Raw genomic sequence first — 21,640 nt, forward strand, 5'->3', positions numbered from 1 at the left:
CCAGTCCACTCATTTGATATGTTGCAAATGCAGCATAGCTATTGCAACATGTGCAACGAAAGGCGGCCGATGAGACCAGCAGACGTGCTCGCGATCGGGGAGACCATGGTGATGGTCACCCCGGTCGACGGGCGGCTCGACGCCGACAGCACGTACATCCTGCGGCCGGGCGGCGCGGAGTCGAACGTGGCGGCACTGCTCGCCCAGCTCGGCCACAGCACGGCGTGGGCGAGCGCGGTCGGCCGCGATCCGCTGGGTGACGTCATCGTCGACTCACTGCGCGCGCACGGGGTGAACGTCGAGCTCGTACGCCGTGACGCCGAGCGGCCCACAGCCGTGTACTTCAAGGACCCGACCTCGTCGGGCACCTCGGTCTACTACTACCGGCGGGGTTCGGCGGCCTCGGCGATGAGCGCCGCCGAGGTCGCCGGCTGGGCGGCGCCGCCGCCCCGGGTGACGCACATCTCCGGCATCACCGCGGCGCTCTCCGAGCCGTGCCTGGACCTGACCCGGCACATCGTGTTCGACCGCCCGTTGCGTCCGTCCGTGGTCAGCTTCGACGTCAACCACCGTCCCGGCCTGTGGTCGGGCGACGGGCCCGACGTGCTCCTGGAGCTCGCGCGCCGAGCCGACGTGGTCTTCGTCGGGCGGGACGAGGCGGCGGCGCTGTGGGGGACGTCGGACGCGGAGAGCGTGCGCGAGCTGCTCGACGGCCTGCCGTACCTGATCGTGAAGGACGCCGCGATCGAGGCGGTCAGCTTCACCCCCACGGGCGTGCACCGCGAGCCGTCGATGCCGGTCGAGGTCCTGGACGCGGTCGGCGCGGGCGACGCCTTCGCCGCCGGCTGGCTGAGCGGGTTCCTGGACGGCCGCGACGAGGCGACCCGGCTGCGGCTGGGGCACTACGCGGCTTCCCGGGTCCTGATGACTCCGGCCGACCTGGCCGATCTTCCTCCCGCTGACGAGATCGTCACGCTGCTCACCGAAGGAGCGCACGCCTATGTCGCAGACCGTCGCCCGGGCCATTGACATCATCGGTTTCGTCTCCGTACGACACCGCACGCTCGGTCAGATCGCCGAGCACCTGGGCGTGCACAAGTCGACCGCGCTGAGGCTGCTGCAGACCCTGGAGGAGGGCGGGTTCGTCCGGCGGGTGCCCGGCGGCGCGTACGGCATGGGCTTCCAGCTCATCGCGCTCGGCCAGCTGGCTCTCGACCAGGTCGAGGCCCGTTCACTCGCGCACCCGATCCTGCATGAGCTGGGCGAGAAGTACGGCCACACGGTCCACCTCGGCGAGCTGGCCGGAGACCAGGTCGTCTACGTCGACAAGATCGACGGCCGGGGCACCGTGGCCATGGGCTCCCGTATCGGGCTGCCCGCCCAGACGCACACCGCGGCCGTCGCGAAGGTCATCTTCGCCTACCAGGACGAGAAGACCCGGGCGCGGATCCTGGAACACGCCTCCTTCACCCGCTTCACGCCCACGACCATCACCGACGCCGACGCGCTCGAAGCGGACCTCGCGCTCACCCGGGAACGAGGATGGGCCGAGGACGACGGCGAGCACGAGGACTACATCAACTGCCTGGCGCTGCCGGTGTTCGACGCCCGCGGCCAGGTCACCCACGCCATCTCCGTCACCGCTCTGCGAGCGGTCGCGCCACTGGCGGAGCTGCGCGTACACATCGACGATTTCCGCGAAGCGGCCCACCAGATCTCGAAGAACCTGGGCTGGGGAGGAGACGCATATGGACGCCGCTGAGTTCTTCGGCCGGCACCTCGACCGTAACCCGATTCTCGGCATCTTCCGCAACCTCGATCCCGAGGCGACCGTGGAGATGTGCGAGCGCGCCTGGGCGTTCGGCGTCGAGCTGATCGAGGTGCCCGTACAGACGCCCGACGCCCTGCCGTCCCTGCGCGCGGCGCTCGACGCGGCGCGGGGGCACGGCAGGAGCATCGGCGCGGGGACCGTGACCACCGCCGAACAGCTCGCGGAGGTCAGCCGTCTGGGCGCGGCGTTCACGGTCGCGCCCGGCCTGCACCCCGAGGTCGTCGCCGAGTCGCGGCGGCTCGGACTCCCCCACCTGCCCGGCGTGGCCACCTCCACGGAGATCGCGACGGCTCTGGCGCAGGGCTTCACCTGGCTCAAGGCGTTTCCCGCCGAACAGCTCGGCCCCGGCTGGATCACCGCGCAGCTCGCGCCGTTCCCCGCCGTCCGTTTCGTCGCGACCGGCGGGATCAACGCCCACAACGCGGCCGACTTCCTCGCCGCCGGGTGCCGGGGGGTCGCGGTCGGATCCGCGTTGAACGATCCGGACGCGCTGGTACGGCTGCGGGACGCGGTTTCCCGGTAACCGTTCATCCGCCATCGATGATCGATCCCGGCCCGTTGGCCGCGTGCCGGGCGATCCCCTCCCACCGTTCCATGAGCCCCGTGTACCAATCCTGCCTGCCTCTGGCCGTGAAGTGCGACTCCAGTTCGCGCAGCCGCGTCCCGATCCGCGCCACATCAGCGGCACTGAGCTCGTTGTTTCTCCACTCGAACGCGAACCGAGCCCCCTCAGGCCCTTCCACGATCTCGAACCGGTCGAAGAACGGCCTGGCCCACTGCGACAGCCCGCGCATCTGGTGCAGATCAGCCGGATCGATGAAGCAGAACTCGTGATCGATGCCCGCCATCCGGCCATCCTCGGCGACCATGAAGTTGGTCCGCCACCTGTCCGCGTTGAGCGTCAGCGCGTCACCGAGCCCGATCAACAGGACATCTCCGGGCTTGCCCAGCGCCCTCGGCAACCCGAACCCGTGGAGAAACTCGATCAGCAGCCGATCCGGCCCCATCCGGTAAACCCGTGGAACCCGCGCCCCGACCGCCTCGTAGACGAGCGACCCCAGTTCCTCGGAATCGGCGCGACGTCTCGGATGTTTCGCCTCGATGTCGACGACCCCGGGCCTCTGCAGCACCTTCTCGACCGCGCTACTGCCGTCATGGAAGTCCAGCCTTGCGACATGTCCTGCGTTGACCATCCCGCCACTGAGCAGGATGCGGTCCTTGATCCCTGACAGCAGCCCGCGCACCAGTTCGCCGGGGAAGGTCCAGTGACCGATGCGTGACGGCTCACGGAAACCCTCCTGCGCGTACCACGGTTGCCTGACCTGCGCCACAGGCGTCTCCGGTGCCCGTGCCGCCGAGGTGTCCGCCACCTGGCTGGTCTCTGTCGTCCTGCTCCGGTCCGACACGCTGCCCGCGTCCACGGCTTGCCCCGCGTCCCGCGTCCCGTTCGCGTCGGCCGTCCTGCCCGGCTCGGGCGCGCCTTCCCGCAGCCGTACGGTCGGCGCGTCCTCAATGCGGCGCGTCACCGCCTCGCCCGGTCGCGGCCCGGCCGAATCGGCGGGCTTCCCGCCGTCGCCCTGCCGCAGCCTGATCGTCGGCGTATCCTCGATCCGCCCACCAGGACCGTTCTCGCCCCGTCCCGCTCCGCTCTCCCTCAGCCGCACCGTCGGCGCGTCCTCAATCCGCCCGGTGACGGCGTCACGGGCGCGCACACCAGACGGATCACCATTGTTCTGCCGCAGCCCGGCCGTCGGTGCATCTTCCCGCCCCAACCGCAGAGTTGGGGGGTCAACGTCCGCGTGCGGATCCCGGTTGATCAACTGGTCGATGCGTCCGGTATGCGACGCCGGGTGACCCGCACCAGGCTCCTCCCGTACGCCGCTCAGGTCCGTACGCCTCCCAGCGGCCGCCGCCCCTGACTCGTCTCCGTTCTGTACGCCCCGTACCGGCCCGTCCGCCTCAGCCGGGGAGGAGACTCCACGCTCCTGCCCTCTCGGCGAAGGCATGGGCCCGCCACCATCGGACGCCCCTCGCGGCGAACGCCCGTCTGTCCCTCCGAGCACAGGCCCGGCATCCCCGGCCGACGAATGGCCCGGCACCGCGTCGCCACCATGTCCCGTGGCCCGGCCCGGCGTCCAACTGGCCCAGTGGGCGTCCACGCCGCCCACCATCCCCGAGGTGAACGCCTTGGCCATCACCGTCCAATCGAGCGGCTGCCCGCTCATCAGCGAACTCGCCACCGTCGCCCCCGCCGACGCCACCCCCGAATGCCCCATCAACATCCACAGCGACCGCGTGGGCAACGCCCACGCCAATCCCGTCAGCAGCCCGCCGGTCATCATGCCCATCCCCGCGGAGGTCGCCACCTGCTTGAGGTCGATGTGGTCGCGCCGCGTCTGGGTGGCCTGTACGTACAGGTCCATCCCGCCCATCAGCGCCCCGAAGAGTGCGACGTTCACCATCAGCCGCTGCCTGAACTGCCTGACCGTCCACCGCGCGGCCTCAGCCCGCACCTTGAACAGCCCCTGCGCCGTCAACCGCCCGGCCGGGTGCAACAGCGCCCACGTCAGCCACAGCATCTGAACCACGAACAGCAACACGGCCAGCTTGATCATCCGCTTGGTGTACTGGACCTGCACGCCAAGCTCGTTCAGCTCGATCGCGAACGACACGAGCTCCTTCACCAGCCGGGCTTTCCGCCCTCCGACGGTCTCGTCGACCCGCTTCACGAACGCCTTGAGCGCGTCCCCATCCCACTCCCCCTGCCTCCGGCCGGCCAGCCACTCCGCCAACCCGTCGACTCCGGCCACTACCTTCCGCGCGGCAGCCACGAGCGCATCGGCCAACCGGAACAAGCTCCGCTCGTCTCCCTGCGGCCAATCCGTCCCCACGACCCACCCGACCCACGGCCGCAGCCACGCGGGAACCGGAAGCCCGTCAAGCCACATGGCACTCAGCTCTCAGCGCTCTCGCCCGCCACTTCGCCTGACACCCTCTCCCACCTCACCGACACCACCAGTAACTCCTGTCCACTATGCCCACCTTTTTGGGGTTTTGGCACGTCATCGCACCCAAAGCCCCGCCACCATGCGCCTGCCGGTCTTTCGGCCGCATGGCTTCACCTGGCTCGCGCCGTTCCCCGCCGTCCGTTCCGTCGCGACCGGCGGGATCAACGCCCGCGACGCGGCCGCCTTCCTCGCCGTCGGCCGCCCGGGGGGTCGGGACGCGCTGGTAGGGCCGCGGGACGCGGTTTCCCGGTCACCCGAGATGGTAGTTCGTCCTACGAATTTGTTACTCTGTCCCAGTGAGTAGAAATGTCGACGGCCAGATCGGGACGGTGGCGGCGCTGGTGCGGTCCACGTTCCTGGTGAATGCCGTGTACGCAGAATCCGCCCGCGAATACGGCCTCACCCAGCAGCAGGGCCAGTTGCTGTGCGTCCTGATGGCGCAGCCGTACGGCATGAGCGAGCTGGGGACGGTGCTCGGCCTGGCCAAGTCGAGCCTGACCGGCCTGGTCGATCGCACCGAGCGCAACGGCCTGGTCGAGCGCAAACCCGACCCCCAGGACTCCCGCGCGGTAAGAGTGGCGCTCACCAGGAAGGGCGCCAAGCTCGTCGACGAGTTCTACGCCGAGACCTGCCGCCGCGTCGAGGAACTCACCTCAGGGTTCGCCCCGGCGGAGCGGGACACGCTCGCCGCCCTGCTCGGCCGCGTCGTGACGGACAACAAGGTTCCCACCGTCTTCGTGGAGCCAGATTTCCCGCGCTGAACCCGAGGAGGAGTTGCAGTTCGCCCTACGAACTAATATTGTTCGTGGTGCGAACTCAAGTCCTTTCTTGTGGTGGAGCGTGAATGATGAGTAGTACAGTCGTGGTCGTCGGCGGAGGTTACGGTGGCTCTGCGGTCGCCAAGGCGCTGGACTCGGAGGCCGATGTCGTCCTCATCGACCCGCGGGACGCGTTCATCAACTCGGCCGGCTCCCTGCGGGCGCTGACCCAGCCCGACTGGGCGCACAACATGTTCTTCCCCTACCACCAGTGGCTCAGGCGCGGCACGGTGGTGCGCGACCGCGCGGTCTCGGTGGACCCCGGCGGCGTCACCCTGGCCTCAGGCCGGCGGGTCGAGGCCGATTACCTGGTCCTGGCCACCGGTTCCAGCTACGCCTACCCCGCCAAGCCCACCTCTGATGCCACGGACGAGGTCCTGGACGACCTGCTCCGGACCCACAAGGAACTGGCGGGTGCCGAGCGGGTGCTGATCCTCGGTGCCGGGCCGGTCGGCCTGGAACTGGCCGGGGAGATCAAGGATGTCTGGCCGCACAAGCACGTGACCATCGTCGACCCGGCCGAACGACTGCTGGCCGCCTTCCCCGCGGAGATGCACGAGGAGCTGCGCCGCCAGCTCGACGAGCGGGGGATCCACCTGCGGCTGGACACCGGCCTGACCGCACCTCCGGCGACCGAGCCCGGCCGGGCGGCGACGTTCACCGCCACCACGACAGGCGGCGAGGAGATCACCGCCGACATCTGGTTCCGCGCGCACGGCGTGCGCGTCAACAGCGACTACCTCGCCGACGATCGGCTGACGACTCGTACGCCGCAGGGGCAGGTGCCTGTCACCGAGACCCTCAACGTGCACGGGTACGACCACGTCTACGCCATCGGCGACATCACCGACGTCGCCGAAGCCAAGATGGCGGGGTACGCGATGCAGCACGCGGAGGTGGTGGCCCAGAACATCATCGCCCAGCTGCGCGGCGAGCAGCCCACGGCCACCTACCAGCCGCTGCCCCACCCCATGATCCTGTTGCCCCTCGGCCCGCGAGGGGGTGTCGGCCAGCTGCCCACCCCCGACGGCCCGGCTGTCGTCCCGATTGAGACCGTCTCTGCGTACAAGGGGGCCGACCTGTTCACCGGCCGCTTCACCCAGCAGTTCGGCCCCGCCTGATAGCCATCTCTCTTTGCCCAGAAAGGCAGAACATTGTCCGCACATAACGTCGTCTTCGGTTTTGGCGCGCATTCCAACATCGACGACACACCCGAGCTGCTGCGCATGACCCAGCAGGCCGACCGGGACGGGCTCGACATCTTCACCTTGTCCGACCATCCCTACCTAGGCGAGCGCCTGGACGCTTACGCCGCGCTCGGCTTCATTCTCGGGCGTACGCAGCGCATCGCCGGTTTCGCCAACGTCACCAACCTGCCGACCAGGCCCGCTCCCATGCTGGCCAGGACGGTGACATCGTTGTCGGCCCTGTCGGGCGGCCGGATCGTGCTCGGCATGGGCGCGGGCGGGCTGTGGGATCGCATCGCCGACATGGGGGTGCCGCGGCTGACGCCCGGCGACGCCGTGGACGCCTTCGAGGAGGCGATCGTCCTGGTCAAGCTGCTGTCGGGCGGCGGCCCTCCGGTCACCTACCAGGGCCGCCACTACCAGGTGAAGCAGATCGAGCCCGCTCCCGTGGCCGCGCCGCCCGTGTGGACCGGGTCGGTCGGCCCGAAATCCCTGGCCGCCACCGGTCGGGTGGCCGACGGCTGGATCCCCGGCCACGCGGCCGACTGGCTCAGCGAGCGCTATCGGGCCTCGCGGCCCATCATCGACGAGGCGGCAGCGTCCGTGGGTCGCGATCCGAGCGAGATCCGCACGATCTTCAACTTCCCCGGCCGCATCACCGACCAGCCGCTGCCCGCCACCCGCGACCACGGCGGCCGCTGGCTCGGCGGCTCCGTCGACCAGTGGGTCGAGGAACTGACCGGCGCCGTGCTGGAGCACGGCGCGTCGGGCTTCACGCTCTTCTCCGCCGATCACGGCGCCCAGGACCTCACCATCCTGGCCCGCTGGGCCCAGGAGATCGTCCCGGCCGTACGTGAGGCGATCGCGAAGTAGCTTGTCCAGGAAAATCGAATCCAGTACGAAATCAGACTGATTGCATAATCGTAGTCACTATGGTTTTCTGAGTCGCGAGCCGGACTCCCCCGGCCTCCACCGACGACAGAAGGAACCTGTCATGACCTCTCCCCGTGACCTCCGCATCGCGATCGTGGGCGCCGGCGTCGGCGGTCTCGCCTGTGCCCGCGGCCTGCGGACACACGGCATCCCGGCAGCCGTGTTCGAACGGGAGGCCTCCCGCGATGCCCGCTGGCAGGGCGGCATGCTGGACCTGCACGTCCCGACCGGTCAGGCCGCGCTGCGGGCGGTCGGCCTGTTCGAGCAGTTCGCCGCCCTGGCTCGGGCGCAGGGGCAGGAGTTGCGGGGGCTGGATCCGTTCACGGCCACGCTGGTCCACCACGAGCGGCCCACCGACAGCCGTGACGAGAGTTACGCGCCGGAGATCGATCGGGGTCAGTTGCGGGGCCTGCTCCTGGACTCCCTCATCTCGGGCACCGTCCGCTGGGGGCACGGGGTGGACGGGGTCGACCCACTGGAGGGCGGCGCTCGCCTGCGCTTCGCCGATGGCACTACCGCGGACTTCGACCTCGTCGTCGGCGCCGACGGCGCCTGGTCCCGGCTCCGCCCGGCCGTCTCGGACGCCATCCCCCGCTACACGGGCTCCACGATCGTCGAGGCGTTCCTCGACGATGTCGACCTCCGCCACCCCGACCTCGCCCGCTGGGTGGGGCCGGGCACGCTGGCGGCGCGAGCCGACGGGAAAATGATCTCGGCCCAGCGCAACAGCGGCGCCCACATCCGCCTCTACGCCGCCTTCGACGCACCCGCGGACTGGCATGTCACCGCCGGCCTCGACCTCGGCGACACCGCGGCGGTGTGCGATCACCTGCGCGGCGTGTTCACCGGCTGGGACCCTCGGTTCCTCGACCTGTTCCGCGACAACGACAGTGGGTTCGTCAACCGGCCCCTGCACGTGCTGCCCGTTGGGCACACCTGGGACCACGTTCCCGGCATCACCCTGCTCGGCGACGCCGCCCACCTCATGCCGCCCTTCGGCATCGGCGCCAACCTGGCCCTGATCGACGGCAGCGACCTGGCCACGGCCATCGCCACCCATTCCGACCTCGACCGGGCCATCGCCGCCTACGAAGAGGTCATGCTGCCCCGGTCGGCGGCCGCCGCTGAGGCCTGCGCGGAGCTGATGGACAACCTGTCGGAGAACTTCACCGGTGACGTCGACAGCGTGCGACGCGACCTCAACGACCGCATGCGCCAAGCCCAGCCCGGGCTGGTCGGCAGGGTGGGCGCGCGACCGCCGAGATGACGGCACCTACCGCCGCTGATCAACGGTGGGTCGTGAGGGCGATCTTGCCGTGTCGCGGTCCTCGCGTGGCGGCCGCGTGCGCCTGCGCCGCCCGTTCGATGGGGAACACCTCCCGCAGGGGAACGTGGAAGCGCCCCTCCTCTGACAGCGTGGCCGCGAGAGCCAGGCCATGCCGTCCGTCCGGTTCACCGGCCAGTTCGCCACGTGAGAGGCGGACCCCGAGCGACGGGCCGGTGAAGTCGGCGAGGGTGAGCACCGACGCCGCCGCACCGGTGATCGCGACCAGCTCGGGCAGCGAGCCGGCGCCCGCGACGTCGAGCGCCAGGTCGATCCGCCCCAGGGCCCGGACTCGTTCGGGCAGCCCGGGCCCGTACGGGACGGGGATCGCGCCGAGCCCGGCGAGGAAATCCCGGCTCTCGAGACGGCCCGTCCCGACCACCCGGGCACCGCGCGCGACCGCCAGCTGAACCGCGACGCTCCCGACGCCGCCCGCCGCGCCGTCGATCAGCAGCGTCGCCCCCTCGTCCACGCCGAGCACGTCCAGCGCGCGGGTCGCCGTCTCGACGCCGCTGCCCGCCGCGCCGGCCTCCTCCCAGGACATCGACCCCGGCTTGGCGGCCCAGAACCGCAGCACGACGAACTCCGCGCTCGCACCGCCCAGCCGCGCCACGTCCACCGCACCGAACACCTCGTCGCCGGCCGACCAGCCGGTGACGTCCGTACCGACTTCGTCGATCACCCCGGCGGCGTCCACACCCGGGATGTGCGGCAACTGGAGCCGGTCGCGTGACGGCGAGAGGCCGGCGCGAAGCGCGAGGTCGACGGGCGCCACGCCGGCGGCGGCCGCCCTGACGCGGATCTCGCCGGGACCCGCGTGCGGCTCGGGAAACGGGCCGACGGCGAGCACCTCGGGACCACCGAAACGGTCAAACTGGACAGCGAACATCATGCCCCTCCGGGGGTTCAGGTGAGGAATGCGCATTACGGTAGCCATGGATGTGGGACCGCTGTTCCGGCTGGTGGCGAAGTGAGAGGCGCGCGAACGACAATGACTCGGAAACCCCGCTCGGACGCGGCGCACAACCGGCGGCGCATCGTGACGGCCGCGCGGGCCGCGTTCGCCGCCGACGGGCTGGACCTGCCCATGCGGGAGATCGCCGGGCGCGCGGGCCTCGGCGTCGCGACCGTCTACCGGCACTTCCCGTCGCGTACGGACCTTGTCTCCGCCGTCCTCGTCGAGCACGTCGCCGTCTGCCGCTCGGAGATGCGGGCCGCGCTCGACGACCCCGACCCTTGGCGGGCGCTGGGCGGGACCATCCGCCGCTTCGCCGAGCGGCAGGTCCGGGACCGGCGGCTGAACGAGGCGGTGCTCGGCTCCCGGCCGGTGGTGTTCGCCGAGGAGCGCGGCGCGCAGGCCGCGGGCCTGGCGCGGCTCGTCGAACGTGCCCGCGGGAGCGGCGTCGTCCGTGCCGAAGTGTCGGTCGAGGACGTACGCGTCGGCCTGTCGGCGATCGCGTCCTTCCGGGCGCTTCCCCCCGAACGGGCGGCCGTCGCGGTTGGGAGGCTGACGAACCTGCTCCTGGCCGGTATCTCAGGCCTCCCGTCGGGCGACGGAGATCCCGGCAGCGGCCTGGGCGAGCGCGAGTACGGCGGCCAATGACGCGATGACGTCCCGGGCGGGAATGGCCGCCGCCTGGGCGAGCAGCCCGATCAGCGCCGATTGCCGTCGCGCGGACCTGGTCTCGCTATCGGCTGCCGGTGTCAGGGCGGGCGGTCGGAGTGCGGTCCAGGTCGGCCCAGCCGTTGCGCAGCCGGGCGAACAGGATGCGCAGCGTGTGTGCGGGATCGGGGCTCTCCTCGGCGAGGGCGCCGACGTCCAGGGCGAAGCGGGCCAGCGCGCGAGCCTGGAGGTCATCGTCGGGCAGCCCGGCCTCCTCGGCGATGGCCTGGGCGAGAGTGGTCTCCCAGGTGCGTTGCGTGCGCATGAAGTGGTCGCGCAGCGCGGGGGTGGCGTGGACCAGGTCCAGGAACTCCTCGCGGGAAGGTTCGCCGGGCCGGCGCGGCTTGGGCGCGGCGAGATGGGCCTCCAGCGCGTCCAGGATCGTCGCTCCTGCCGCACGGTCGCGCACCACGGAGTCCAGCCGCTGTTCGTGCGCGGCCTCCTGGTCGAAGACCAGCGACTCCTTGCTGGGGAAGTAGGCGAACAGCGTGCTGACCGCGATGTCGCACGCGTCGGCGATCTCGGCCACGGTCACCGCGTCGAAGCCGCGCTCGCGGAACATCGCGAAGGCCGTGTCGGCCAGCCGCTTGCGTGTCTGGGCCTTCTTACGCTCCCGCAGTCCTCCGCGTGTCATGCCGTCACTGTAACATCGAATCAAGAGTGACTAGTTTTTCATAGTTACTTCGATTATCCGAGGACGAATGGGAGTTTCGCGGCCAGCTCGCCCAGTTCGGCCTTCTCCGTGTCGGTCGGGCTACGCCGCCCGGTGCCGACCAGCAGCGCGTCCTGGTCGGAGAACGGCACGGGGAACGCGGTCCCGGCGATCTTCTCCAGCATCTCGCGGGACCGGGCCAGCCCCTCGGCCGGCGGTTCCGCCACGTCCGGGAGGTGCGCGACCAGGTCGAGGTGGTGCAGCGTCCACTCCAGGACGTACGCGGCGAGGTAGTCGCCCGCGGTGATGACCTCGCCGCGGGTGCCGACCCGGAGGCCCGGGTCGGCGAGTTCGGCGGCGCGACCGGCGGCGGAGCCGACGTCGTCGAGGTGGAACTTGAGCAGCCGAGGCTCCTCGTACGCGGCGGCCAGCCGGACGGTCAACGCGTCGAGCGGGTCGTCGCCGGTCGGCGGCGTCGCGGCGACGTCCCAGTAGGTCACCGCGTCGCGGGTCGGCTCCGTTTCGGCAGGGGTCACGAGGGTGATCAGGACGTCCTGGGCGTCGATGACCAGATGGCACACCAGGTCCCGAACGAGCCAGCCGGCGCAGCCGGACGGCCGCGCGAAGTCCTCGTCCGGGAGTTCGGCGACCGCCGTGCGCAACGCCGTCCAGGCGCGTACGAAAAGATCCACATCGGCAAGGTAGTGCGGTGCCGCGAGGGCGGACAAGCGCCAGCTGTACGCCGACACCCCACCCTCGACCCGCGTCATAGTCCTGACCACCTTCGACATCGATTCCAACGTGTACGAAGCGCTGCGGGCGGGGGCGAGCGGCTTCCTGCTCAAGAACGCGTCTCCCGAAGACCTTGTCGACGCCATCCGCATCGTCGCCGGCGCGGGGCTGCTCGACCTGGCCGTCACTCGGCGGGTGATCGAACCTCGGCCTCCGCGACCGCGTTCAAGCCGTCGTGTGCGCCTACGAACACGGCCTCATCCGTGCCGGCGGCTGATTCGGTTCGCGCCGGAGTCACGAAACTCAAGCCATTCAATTTTGTACCTGCATATCCTGCGGAGGCTACGTTCGCGATCAGCGGGCGTCCCGTATGATCCGGATTTCCTGGACGCTGTCATGCCAAATCCGTTCTCCTCGTGAAACGCTGCGTGAGAATTTCGGTCATATTGGCAAATAATTGTGCCTTGCGGGCTTGACCTGGTGTTATGGCTGTCGTCGCGGCTTGGCAGGGGGTTGGTGCACGCGGTGGTGACGCCTGGGACATAGGGATTTGGTCGGAAGTTGGCACATCTGCCGCCAAGGGTGTATGCATAGAGCGAGTCTTACAAATTACGGGCGGTAAGGCACGCGTTCGAACTCGGCCTCGGGAACCCATCGGCCTCACGGGTGCGATAGGTCCCAGAGTCAGGCAGATCCCGATGATCTGCCGATTCATTCAACTGGCTCGGCTCTTTGATGGAATCGCCATGCGGCCTTTGATCAAGAACGGTCGCCTCGACCAATGGTTATTCTGAGCGCCCTGCCGGCAGGTGAGAAACGAGGCTCGACGCTCCAGCCCGAGGAGGCCGGCTATGGCCACGGATGTGAAGATCGTACGACTCTATGTCTCCAGCGTCGCCAACGGCACGATGGACGACACCCCCAACGAGGTCGGTGGGAACCCCCGTCCCCGGTTCCACCTGATGCTGCAGGCTGACGCGAGCGACTCGGCAGGCGACAACAAGTTCAGCTACAGGCTCATCATCAGCGCTCGTTCCACCTCCGGCAACACCACCACCTTCGCTGCCAGAGTCCTCAACGAACGGGCCGGCGTCCCAGGCGAAGGCTGGAGCTCGGTGGGCCCGCAGGCGGGCAACAACGGCTATGTCAAGCAGTCGACCTACGCGATCGACGCCGCCGACTTCCAGGCCAACGGTCTGTACGAGTTCGTCGGCGTGCTTCGCATGGGCGACGGCAGCGTATCCACCGCACGCAGCAACGAATTCTTCATCAGCTGATCCGGCACGCGGCGGCGGGCCCTCCCGGGCCCGCCGCTCGCTGCGGACAACCTCCGGCCCTTCCGGTGGCGCTGCCCCGTTTCGTGAGGTCAGCCCTGCTGGGGCCGGTCGCCTGGCGGAGTGCAGACCAATCGGCACCAAGCGCCGATTCGCAAGACGTCACTGCGGGCGCCAGCACCCATTGCCCCTTTCTTCGGTACCTGCGCCAACTCCACTCGTGTGTACTTGGTGACGGCTTCCTTAACGACAGGTCGGCTGGTACGGCAGGCTGAGGGCGATGCAGCCGGAGCTGGAGCCGAATGGCGAAGACTGCTGGGGTGGGAAAGGGGCGGGAGTAAACAACGAACACTCTCCCGATGATCAGTTTCGCGAAGACCCCTTGATTAAACTTGATTTCCGCCTCTTGGTACGTGCCGTTAATAGTCGCGAGCGTCTGCCCCGGCTTCATTGTCCAAGAATTATTGGCCGTCCAATGGCATGGCTTAATCAGCCGGAATACGGTCTGAGGCGGAGAAGCCAGCTGGAATGAGACCGGCCCACCACGCGGAAGGTGGAAAGTTTCGAAAACACTCCTGCCTTCCGCCCATTGCCATTCAAAGCGGAGCGGCCCGAAATGGAGCGGCACCCTCCTTGTCGGTCACGCTGGCACCCCACGCTCCGAGCTCTGCGAACTTATCCGCATTGAACTCGGTCTGGACGGGGTCCTGCTCCTTGGAGAGGCCAGCAGCAAGGTGATCCACACCATCGCAGAGGGTCGTCGCCATCGTCCCTGTCGGTGCGGGTGGAGGCGGCGCCGCCGACATCGTCATCGGCCAGATCCGCCCCACCCCGCCCGCGCCCCCGGGCCCAGACAGAAGGCCACCGCCCATGCCAAGGCCACTTCCCGTCCGCACGCCACCTCCACGTCCACCGTGACCGTGACCGTGAAGGTGGACATGGAGGGCCGCCACCACCAGAAGCAGATCCGCGACGACTACGCCTTCACCGTGTTCGAGGACGAACATTGGTTCGCCCTGGCGTGCTGGGTGTACCGGCGGGCGTGGAATACCAACGAACGCCCCATCGTGCTGTTCGACCTGGCCACCCACCGCCTGGTCGAGACGCGGATCCTGCTGCCCGGTGTGAGCAGGTTGGAGCGGCTGGTGTCCGACGTACGCGGCCGGGTCGCCGCCCGCCAGTACAAGATGCTCGCCGCGCTGCCCAGCCCTGCGCAGAAGCGGGTCCTGCAGGACCTGGTCGTGGTCGAGCAGGGCAAGCGGGTCTCCCGGTTGGACCAGCTCCGCAAGAGCCCCACCGACGTGTCCAGCGCCGGCGTCGGCAAGGCCCTAGACCGACACGTCGACCTGCGGGTCCTGGGCGCCAGCACGTGGGACATGTCGGACATCCCGGCCGGCAAGGTCGCCGCCCTCGCCCGGTTCGCGAACGCCGCCCGCGCCCAGGCCGTCGCCGACCTGGCCGGGGATCGCAAGCTCGCCACATTAGTCGCCTTCGCCGCCACCATGGACCCGCTCTCGGCCGATGAGGCGATCGAGATGTTCGACCTGGCCGTCGGCGACCTGGTGCGGACCTCGGGTTCAAGGCCAACAAGGAACGGCTGCGCACCATCAAGGACCTGGACACGGCCACGATCGTGCTCCGCGAAGTCTGGTTGAAGATCCGCGAAACCGCAGCCGACCCCGAAGGCGACCTGCGCGCCGCCCTGGACGAGATGGACGTGGCCGCCATCCACGCGGCCGCCGACACCATCGGGGAGATCGCCCGCGAACCGGATGAGGACTTCCAGAACAAGCTGATGGACCGCTATGTCAGCGTCCGCCGCTTCCTGACCAAGCTACTGAAGACCATCGACTTCCACGCCGGCGCGGCCGACACCTGCGGCAAGGGCAGCAAACGCGGCTTCGAACTCCTGAAAGGAATCGACTTCCTCAAGAGCCTGGAGCGCCGCAAGAGCCCGGACTTGCCCGAGGAGGTCCCCAAGGCGTTCCTCACCTCCGCCTGGCACCGCCGGGTCTTCCCGAAGAAGGGCGAGAACGCCGGCGGGTTCGACAAACTCGCCTACACCATCGCCACCGTCGAACGGCTCCGGGACTCCCTGCGCCGCCACGAGGTGTTCGTGCCCGGCCTCAACAAGTGGGGCGACCCCACCGCAGGGCTGCTGTCCGGCGAGGCGTGGGAGAAGGCCCGCACAAAGATCTGCCGAGACCTGAACCTGTCCGCCGAACCCGGGCAGCCGAGTGGGTGGCCCAGTGCGATGGCGCCGCCGTCGGGGTTGACCTGGTCGGGGTCGATGCGCAGGTCCTGGAGGCAGGCGAGGGCCTGGGCGGCGAACGCCTCGTTGATCTCGGCTGTGTCGAGGTCGTCGATCGCCCCGCCGGCCTGGGTCAACGCCTTGCGGGTGGCCGGGATCGGGCCGAGGCCCATGACGTCGGGGTGCACGCCGGCGGTCGCCCCTGCAACGTAGCGGCCCAGCGGTTCGAGGTCGAGGTCGGCGAGTGCCTGCTCGCTCACCAGCAGGAGTGCGGCGGCGCCGTCGTTCATGGGGGAGGCGTTGCCTGCGGTGACGGTACCGTCCGCGCGGAAGACGGGTTTGAGTGAGGCCAGGCGCTGGAGGCTGGTGTTCTCGCGGATGCATTCGTCGGCCGTCACCGTGACGCCGTCGGCGCGTTCGACCGGCAGGAGTTCGGCGTCGAAGGCGCCGGCACGGTGGGCGGCGGCGCGCTGGTGGCTGCGCAGGGCGAAGGTGTCCTGCTGGTCACGGGGGATGCCATGCCGCGTGGCGACATCTTCGGCGGTCTCCCCCATGGACAGGACGCCGTGCAGGTCGGCCATCCGGGGGTTGGTGAGTCGCCAGCCGAGGCGTGTGTCGTGGGTATCGAGCGTTCGCGGGAAGGGTTCGTCGGGGCGCGGCTCATGGAATCGGAACCGCCGGCGACGACGACGTCCGCCTCGTCGGCGGCGATGGTGCGAGCGGCGATGATCACTGCTTCCATTCCTGAGCCGCACAACCGGTTGAACGTGGCTCCGGGGACGGTGTCCGGGAGGCCGGCGAGCAGGACGCTCATCCGCGCGACGTTGCGGTTGTCCTCTCCGGACTGGTTGGCGGCGCCCCAGTAGACGTCGTCGATCCGGGCCGGGTCGAGTGCCTGCACGTCGGCGAGCAGGCCGCGCAGGACCGTGGCCGCCAAGTCGTCCGGACGGACGTTCGACAGCGAGCCGTGCAGTTTGCCGATGGGAGTTCGGCGGGCAGCGGCGAAGTAGACGGGACGCATCAGGAGTTCCCTTTCACTGGCTCAGGTGAAGGCGGCGACGCCCGTCAGGGCCCGGCCGATCAGTAGCTTGTGGACCTGGCTGGTGCCTTCGTAGAGGGTCATCACGCGGGCGTCTCGCAGGTACTTGGAGACCGGGTATTCGTCGATGTAGCCATAGCCGCCGAAGACCTGGAGAGCGTCGTTCGTGGCGCGCACGGCCGCCTCGCTGGCGTACAGCTTCGCCATCGACGATTCCGTGGCGAACGGCAGGCCGCGGTCGATGTGGTCGGCGACCCGCCACACCAGCAGCCGGGCCGCGTCGACGTCCAGGGCGATGCCCGCGATCAGGTCCTGCACCAGTTGGTGGGCGGCGATGGGCTTGCCGAACTGCTCACGTTCCTTGGCGTACGCGACGGCGGCGTCCAGGCAGGCCTGCGCCAGGCCCACGCATCCGGCGGCGACGGACATCCGGCCCTTGGCCAGCGCCGCCATGGCGATGGAGAAGCCCTTGCTCTCCAGGCCCAGGACGGCCTGCCCCGGTACCCGCACGGCGTCGAAGATCAGCTCGGCGGTGGGCTGTCCGCGCAGGCCGAGCTTGCCGTGCAGTTCCCGGCGTTCGAGGCCGGGGGTGTCGGTGGGGACGAGGAAGGCGGTGATGCCCCGGTGGCCGGGCTCCCCGGTGCGGGCGAAGACCAGGGCGAGGTCCGCCCAGGTGCCGTTGGTGATGAACATCTTGGAGCCGTTGATCACCCAGTCCGTGCCGTCGCGCTCGGCTCTGGTGGTGAGCGCGGCCGCGTCGGATCCGCTGCCGGGCTCGGTCAGTGCGAAGCATCCCAGTGCCTGGCCGCTGGTGAGGGCGGGCAGCCATCGGTTCTTCTGGGCCTCATCGCCGTAGGTGTTGATCGACTTGGCGACGAGGCCCAGGGAGACGGACACGATTCCGCGGACCGCGGAGTCGCCCCGGCCGAGTTCCTCCAGCACCAGGGCATAGGCCAGATGATCGCCCCCTGAGCCGCCATACTCCTCGGGGATTGTCAGGCCGAGAAACCCGAGGTCGCCGAGCCGGCCCACGATCGTCCGGTCGACGGATTCCGCGCAGTCCCAGTCACCGGCGTGGGGAGCGATCTCGCGGGCGACGAATTCGGCGGCGAGTTGTCGTACGGCGATCTGTTCCTCGGACAGTTCGAGGTTCATCCCGTCCTCCAAAACTAGCAGTGCAAGTTTTGATTGCATCGTAATCCAGGTAAACTAGCGGTGCAAGTTTTCAAGGATGGCTTCCAGGTGCAGGGAGAACGTCGTGGCGCGACCTCGTCAGCCGTTGCTGAGCCGGGAACGCATCGTGACCGCGGCTCTCGCCCTGGCCGACACCGAAGGGCTCGACGCCGTCTCCACGCGGCGGCTGGCCACCGAACTCGGGGTCAGCGGGCCGTCGCTCTACAACCACGTAGCCACCAAGGAAGAGCTGGTCGATTCCGTCGTGGACGCGGTGCTCAGCGAGGTCGACACGTCGATGTTCGCCCGGCTCGGCGGCGATGACCGTGACTGGCGTGCGGCCTTGGCGGCATGGGCGGAGTCCTACCGGGCTACGCTGGCCGCGCATCCCAACATCGTCCCGGTGGTGGCTAAGGGGCCTGGACGGCGTCCTCATGCGCTGCAGATCGCTGACGCCGTCTTCGGGGGGCTGGTCGCGGCCGGGTGGCCGCGCCGTGAAGCCACCCGGGTGGGAGCGCTCATGCGGTATTTCGTCACGGGTTCGGCGCTCGGCTCCTTCGCCGGCGGGTTTCCCGATGACGCGAGCGTGTACGAGGGGAACTACGCGCACCTGGGGCAGGCGCATCTCCTCGCCGAGCGGCAGCAGGAGATCAACGAGAGCGCCTTCGCGGTCGGTCTTGAGTCCCTTCTAGACGGGCTTGAGCTGCGGTATCGGATGGTGACAGCAGGCGGTGACAAGTCGGAGCGGGTCACCTGAGTCACTCCCCCATCCACGCCGGCGCCCGTTTCTCGGCGAAGGCGCGGGCGCCCTCCTGGGCGTCGTGCGAGGTGAAGATCGGGGCGATCAGCTCCCGCTGCCGGTCGAAGGCGACCTCCGCTGGCCACTCCCGTGACTCGACGAGCACCTGCTTGGTGACGCGGATCGCCAGCGGCCCGTTCGCGGCGATCGCGGCGGCGAGCCGCCGGGCCTGGGCCAGTGCTTCTCCCGGCGAGGTCAGCCGGTTGACGAGGCCGAGCGCGTGGGCCCGTTCCGCGGACAGGAAGTCGCCGGTCAGCGCCAGTTCCATGGCGACCTGGTACGGGATGCGTTCGGGGAGGCGCAGCAGGCCGCCGCCGGCCGCGACCAGCCCTCGACGTACCTCGGGGAGGCCGAACTGGGCGTTCTGGGCGGCCACCACGAGATCACTCGCCAGCACCAGCTCGCATCCGCCCGCCACGGCGTAGCCTTCGACGGCGGCGATGAGCGGTTTGCGCGGAGGTGCCTCGACCAGGCCCGCGAACCCACGTCCTGGCACGTAGGGGCGTTCTCCGCGCAGGAATGCCTTGAGGTCCATGCCAGCGCAGAAGATGTCTCCCACGCCGGTGATGATGCCGACTTTCAGGTCCTGGCGGGCATCGAGCTCGTCCATCGCGGCGGCGATGCCTTCGGCGACGGAGCTGTTGATGGCGTTGCGTGCCTTCGGGCGGTTGATGGTGATGACGGCGAGGCCGTCGGCGTACTCGGTGATCACTTCATCGCACATGGGTCCCCCATTCGGTTGGCGGCGGGTCATCGGCCGTTGGCTGCGCGGCTCGTCCAGGTGTAGAAGCCCTGTCCCGTTTTGCGGCCCAGGAGGCCGGCGGCGACCTTCTCGCGCAGCAGTCGCGGTGGCGCGAACCGGTCGCCCAACTCACCGGAGAGGTATTCGGCGATGGCGAGCCGCACGTCGAGTCCCACCAGGTCCGTCAGGCGTAGCGGGCCGATGGGGTGCCGGTAGCCCAGGACCATGGCGGTGTCGATGTCGTGCGGCTCCGCCACGCCCTCCTCCACCATGCGGATCGCCTCCAGGCCGAGCAGCACCCCGAGGCGGCTGGTGGCGAACCCGGGACTGTCGCGGACGACGACGGGGTGGCGTTGCCACGTCCGGCTCCAGCTCTTCGCCAGCTCCACGGTCCGCGGCGCCGTCCGCTCACCGGTGACGATCTCGACCAGGGCCGACTTGGCCACCGGGTTGAAGAAGTGCAGCCCGAGGAACCTGTCCGGGTCCTGGACGGCCTGTGCCAGTCGGCCGATGGCGATGGAGCTGGTGTTGGTGGCGAGGATCGCATGGGGCGCCACCCTGCCGGCTGCGGCGAGCACGTCCGCCTTCAGCTTCGCGTCCTCCGCCACGGCCTCGATGACAAGGTCCGCTTCCGGCGGGGTGCGCGAGAGGTTCGTGGTCGTTTCCAGCCGGGCGAGCGCGTCGGCGTCGTCCGGCCACTCTCGGCGGACCCGGTCGACCACCCGGCCTACGGCCGCCTGGTCGACCTCGACCACGGTCACGGTGCTGCCTGTGGCGGCCATGAGGCCGGCGATGCCGCACCCCATGGTGCCCCCGCCGATGATCGTCACGTGACGCGGGTGATTCGTCATGTCTCCTTCAAGTGTTTGGCTGAAACCACTGGTCACTGCGCCTCATCGGGCGTGAGGACGGACGCGGCCCCGGGCCGGAACAGCCGCCGGACGAGGTAGATCACCGCGATCGCGGCGGGCGCGACCAGTCCGAGACCGAGCTGGCCACGCGTTTCGGGCAGGACGACCATACTGACGGCGACCGCCACCAGGAGCCCCAGCGTGAACCAGCTCAGATACGGATGACCCCACATCCTGACGCGCAGTTCTCCGCCCTCCTGCTCGACCAGCCTGCGCAGCCGTAGCTGAGAGATCGCGATCATGGCGTAGATGAGCAAGGCGACACTGCCTACGGCGTTGAGCAGGAACGCGAACACCGCCTCGGGGGCGAGGTAGGCCACCGCGACCGCCAGCCAGCCGGCCAGCGTGCTGAGCACGATCGCGCGGATCGGCGTGCCGCGGGCCGTGGTCCTGGCCATGGAGCGCGGCGCCTCACCTTGAGCAGTGAGGGCGAACAGCATGCGGGACGCGGTGTAGATGCCGGCGTTGAGCACCGACAGCACGGCGGTCAGCACGACGAGCTGCATGGCGACGGCCGCCCCTGGAACGCCGAGCCGCTCCAGGAGGGCGACGAACGGGCTCTCGCCTGGCTTGATCTCGGCATGTGGGATCAGCAACACGATGAGGCCGATCGAACCGACGTAGAAGATGATGACCCGCCACATCACGGTGGTGGCTGCCCTGGCGACTGCCCTGACCGGGTCGGTGGCCTCCGCGGCGGCGATGGTGACGATCTCCGCGCCGAAGTAGGAGAAGACCACCACGGTGATGGCGCTCAACACCCCGGCGGCGCCCGTCGGGGCAAGCGGGCCGTCGCCGATGGCCAGAATGTGCGCCGGCTGTCCGGGCAGCACGCCTAACAGCGCGGCGACCCCGATCGCCAGGAAGACCATGATCGCCGCCGCCTTGACGGCGGCGAACCAGAACTCGGCCTCCGCGAATCCGCGCGCGGACAGCAGGTTGACCACGCTCATCACGCCCATGACGGCGGCGGAGATGGCCCAGAGCGGAATGTGCGGAAGGAACTCGCCGATGATCTCCGCTCCGGCCACGGCCTCGAAGGCCACGACGACGACCCAGAAGTACCAGTACGTCCAGCCGATGATGAACCCGGCCCCGCTCCCCAAGGCGAGCCGGGCGTAGTCCGAGAACGAGCCGACCGAGGGCCGTGCGGCGGCCATCTCGGCGAGCATGCGCATCACCAGGAGGAGGATCACTCCGCCCGCCGCGTAGGCAAGCGGAGCCAGCACGCCCGCCGTGTGGATGACGGCGCCGGAACCGACGAACAGCCCTGCCCCGATGACGCCCCCCAGCGCGATCATGG

Annotated in this window: 20 protein-coding genes and 2 pseudogenes; 12 read left to right on the top strand and 10 right to left on the bottom strand. The window is 69.4% G+C overall.

Annotation, left to right across the window (positions count from 1 at the left end):
* Window positions 1-69 precede the first annotated feature (69 nt).
* Genes AB0B91_RS43190 through AB0B91_RS43200 form a run of 3 tightly spaced genes read left to right on the top strand, consistent with a single transcriptional unit; the run spans window position 70 to window position 2,354 of the window.
* Complete coding sequence (locus tag AB0B91_RS43190) at window positions 70-1,029, top strand: sugar kinase (protein ID WP_358333300.1); 960 nt, start codon at window positions 70-72, stop codon at window positions 1,027-1,029.
* Complete coding sequence (locus AB0B91_RS43195; protein WP_358333303.1) at window positions 1,001-1,762, top strand: IclR family transcriptional regulator; 762 nt, start codon at window positions 1,001-1,003, stop codon at window positions 1,760-1,762. Before AB0B91_RS43190 ends, AB0B91_RS43195 begins: the two co-directional genes overlap by 29 nt.
* Complete coding sequence (locus tag AB0B91_RS43200) at window positions 1,749-2,354, top strand: bifunctional 4-hydroxy-2-oxoglutarate aldolase/2-dehydro-3-deoxy-phosphogluconate aldolase (RefSeq protein ID WP_358333306.1); 606 nt, start codon at window positions 1,749-1,751, stop codon at window positions 2,352-2,354. Before AB0B91_RS43195 ends, AB0B91_RS43200 begins: the two co-directional genes overlap by 14 nt.
* Before the next feature lie 4 nt (window positions 2,355-2,358).
* On the opposite strand, the gene AB0B91_RS43205 is transcribed toward AB0B91_RS43200, so the two are convergent.
* Window positions 2,359-4,662 (bottom strand): hypothetical protein, encoded by a 2,304-nt coding sequence (locus AB0B91_RS43205; protein WP_358333309.1) that lies wholly within the window; start codon window positions 4,660-4,662, stop codon window positions 2,359-2,361.
* A gap of 473 nt (window positions 4,663-5,135) precedes the next feature.
* On the opposite strand from AB0B91_RS43205, the gene AB0B91_RS43210 reads away from it, so the two are divergent.
* From AB0B91_RS43210 to AB0B91_RS43225, 4 genes are all read left to right on the top strand, one after another.
* Window positions 5,136-5,600 (top strand): MarR family transcriptional regulator, encoded by a 465-nt coding sequence (locus AB0B91_RS43210; RefSeq protein WP_358333311.1) that lies wholly within the window; start codon window positions 5,136-5,138, stop codon window positions 5,598-5,600.
* Between the two features lie 83 nt (window positions 5,601-5,683).
* The gene (locus tag AB0B91_RS43215) at window positions 5,684-6,778 is read left to right on the top strand and encodes an FAD-dependent oxidoreductase (RefSeq protein WP_358333314.1); all 1,095 of its coding nucleotides are present in this window, start codon (window positions 5,684-5,686) and stop codon (window positions 6,776-6,778) included.
* Between the two features lie 33 nt (window positions 6,779-6,811).
* Window positions 6,812-7,717: an LLM class flavin-dependent oxidoreductase gene (locus AB0B91_RS43220; RefSeq protein ID WP_358333318.1), complete on the top strand. Its 906-nt coding sequence runs from the start codon at window positions 6,812-6,814 to the stop codon at window positions 7,715-7,717.
* A 121-nt stretch (window positions 7,718-7,838) separates the two neighbouring features.
* Entirely contained in the window at window positions 7,839-9,044 is a 1,206-nt protein-coding gene (locus tag AB0B91_RS43225) for an NAD(P)/FAD-dependent oxidoreductase (protein ID WP_358333321.1), read from the top strand.
* A 19-nt stretch (window positions 9,045-9,063) separates the two neighbouring features.
* On the opposite strand, the gene AB0B91_RS43230 is transcribed toward AB0B91_RS43225, so the two are convergent.
* Window positions 9,064-9,990, bottom strand: a complete 927-nt coding sequence (locus AB0B91_RS43230) for an NADP-dependent oxidoreductase (RefSeq protein ID WP_358333622.1) — start codon at window positions 9,988-9,990, stop codon at window positions 9,064-9,066.
* Between the two features lie 102 nt (window positions 9,991-10,092).
* Between AB0B91_RS43230 and AB0B91_RS43235 the strand changes: the two genes are divergently transcribed.
* The gene (locus AB0B91_RS43235) at window positions 10,093-10,704 is read left to right on the top strand and encodes a TetR/AcrR family transcriptional regulator (protein ID WP_358333324.1); all 612 of its coding nucleotides are present in this window, start codon (window positions 10,093-10,095) and stop codon (window positions 10,702-10,704) included.
* Window positions 10,705-10,789: 85 nt separating this feature from the next.
* On the opposite strand, the gene AB0B91_RS43240 is transcribed toward AB0B91_RS43235, so the two are convergent.
* Both AB0B91_RS43240 and AB0B91_RS43245 read right to left on the bottom strand, forming a co-directional pair.
* Window positions 10,790-11,398 carry a TetR family transcriptional regulator gene (locus AB0B91_RS43240; RefSeq protein WP_358333327.1) on the bottom strand — a complete coding sequence of 203 codons (609 nt, stop codon included), beginning with the start codon at window positions 11,396-11,398 and terminating at the stop codon, window positions 10,790-10,792.
* Window positions 11,399-11,451: 53 nt separating this feature from the next.
* Window positions 11,452-12,108 carry a maleylpyruvate isomerase N-terminal domain-containing protein gene (locus tag AB0B91_RS43245; RefSeq protein ID WP_358333625.1) on the bottom strand — a complete coding sequence of 219 codons (657 nt, stop codon included), beginning with the start codon at window positions 12,106-12,108 and terminating at the stop codon, window positions 11,452-11,454.
* Between the two features lie 64 nt (window positions 12,109-12,172).
* Between AB0B91_RS43245 and AB0B91_RS43250 the strand changes: the two are divergent.
* From AB0B91_RS43250 to AB0B91_RS43260, 3 genes and pseudogenes are all read left to right on the top strand, one after another.
* Window positions 12,173-12,349 (top strand): annotated as a pseudogene (locus AB0B91_RS43250) (DNA-binding response regulator); the annotation flags it as partial.
* A 650-nt stretch (window positions 12,350-12,999) separates the two neighbouring features.
* Complete coding sequence (locus AB0B91_RS43255; RefSeq protein WP_358333330.1) at window positions 13,000-13,425, top strand: hypothetical protein; 426 nt, start codon at window positions 13,000-13,002, stop codon at window positions 13,423-13,425.
* 911 nt (window positions 13,426-14,336) lie between these two features.
* Window positions 14,337-15,077, top strand: a complete 741-nt coding sequence (locus AB0B91_RS43260; protein ID WP_358333333.1) for a DUF4158 domain-containing protein — start codon at window positions 14,337-14,339, stop codon at window positions 15,075-15,077.
* 403 nt (window positions 15,078-15,480) lie between these two features.
* Here the strand turns inward: AB0B91_RS43260 and AB0B91_RS43265 are convergent, their stop codons facing one another.
* The 3 genes and pseudogenes from AB0B91_RS43265 to AB0B91_RS43275 form a co-directional block, all read right to left on the bottom strand.
* On the bottom strand, window positions 15,481-16,254 hold the full coding sequence (locus AB0B91_RS43265) for a thiolase family protein (protein WP_358333335.1): 774 nt from the start codon (window positions 16,252-16,254) through the stop codon (window positions 15,481-15,483).
* Window positions 16,255-16,313: 59 nt separating this feature from the next.
* Window positions 16,314-16,694 (bottom strand): annotated as a pseudogene (locus AB0B91_RS43270) (3-oxoadipyl-CoA thiolase); the annotation flags it as partial.
* Window positions 16,695-16,715: 21 nt separating this feature from the next.
* A complete protein-coding gene (locus AB0B91_RS43275) occupies window positions 16,716-17,867 on the bottom strand; it encodes an acyl-CoA dehydrogenase family protein (RefSeq protein ID WP_358333337.1) in 1,152 nt (383 codons plus the stop codon).
* Between the two features lie 103 nt (window positions 17,868-17,970).
* Here AB0B91_RS43275 and AB0B91_RS43280 point away from each other — a divergent pair, with 103 nt between their 5' ends.
* On the top strand, window positions 17,971-18,642 hold the full coding sequence (locus tag AB0B91_RS43280) for a TetR/AcrR family transcriptional regulator (protein ID WP_358333339.1): 672 nt from the start codon (window positions 17,971-17,973) through the stop codon (window positions 18,640-18,642).
* Between the two features lies 1 nt (window position 18,643).
* Here the strand turns inward: AB0B91_RS43280 and AB0B91_RS43285 are convergent, their stop codons facing one another.
* The 3 genes from AB0B91_RS43285 to AB0B91_RS43295 are packed head-to-tail and all read right to left on the bottom strand — an operon-like array spanning window position 18,644 to window position 21,638.
* Window positions 18,644-19,408 carry a crotonase/enoyl-CoA hydratase family protein gene (locus AB0B91_RS43285; RefSeq protein WP_358333341.1) on the bottom strand — a complete coding sequence of 255 codons (765 nt, stop codon included), beginning with the start codon at window positions 19,406-19,408 and terminating at the stop codon, window positions 18,644-18,646.
* Between the two features lie 26 nt (window positions 19,409-19,434).
* Window positions 19,435-20,277, bottom strand: a complete 843-nt coding sequence (locus AB0B91_RS43290) for a 3-hydroxyacyl-CoA dehydrogenase family protein (RefSeq protein WP_358333343.1) — start codon at window positions 20,275-20,277, stop codon at window positions 19,435-19,437.
* A gap of 32 nt (window positions 20,278-20,309) precedes the next feature.
* Window positions 20,310-21,638 (bottom strand): amino acid permease, encoded by a 1,329-nt coding sequence (locus AB0B91_RS43295; protein ID WP_358333345.1) that lies wholly within the window; start codon window positions 21,636-21,638, stop codon window positions 20,310-20,312.
* Window positions 21,639-21,640: the final 2 nt, after the last annotated feature.

Source organism: Nonomuraea sp. NPDC049141 (assembly GCF_040648415.1).
Lineage (GTDB): Bacteria > Actinomycetota > Actinomycetes > Streptosporangiales > Streptosporangiaceae > Nonomuraea.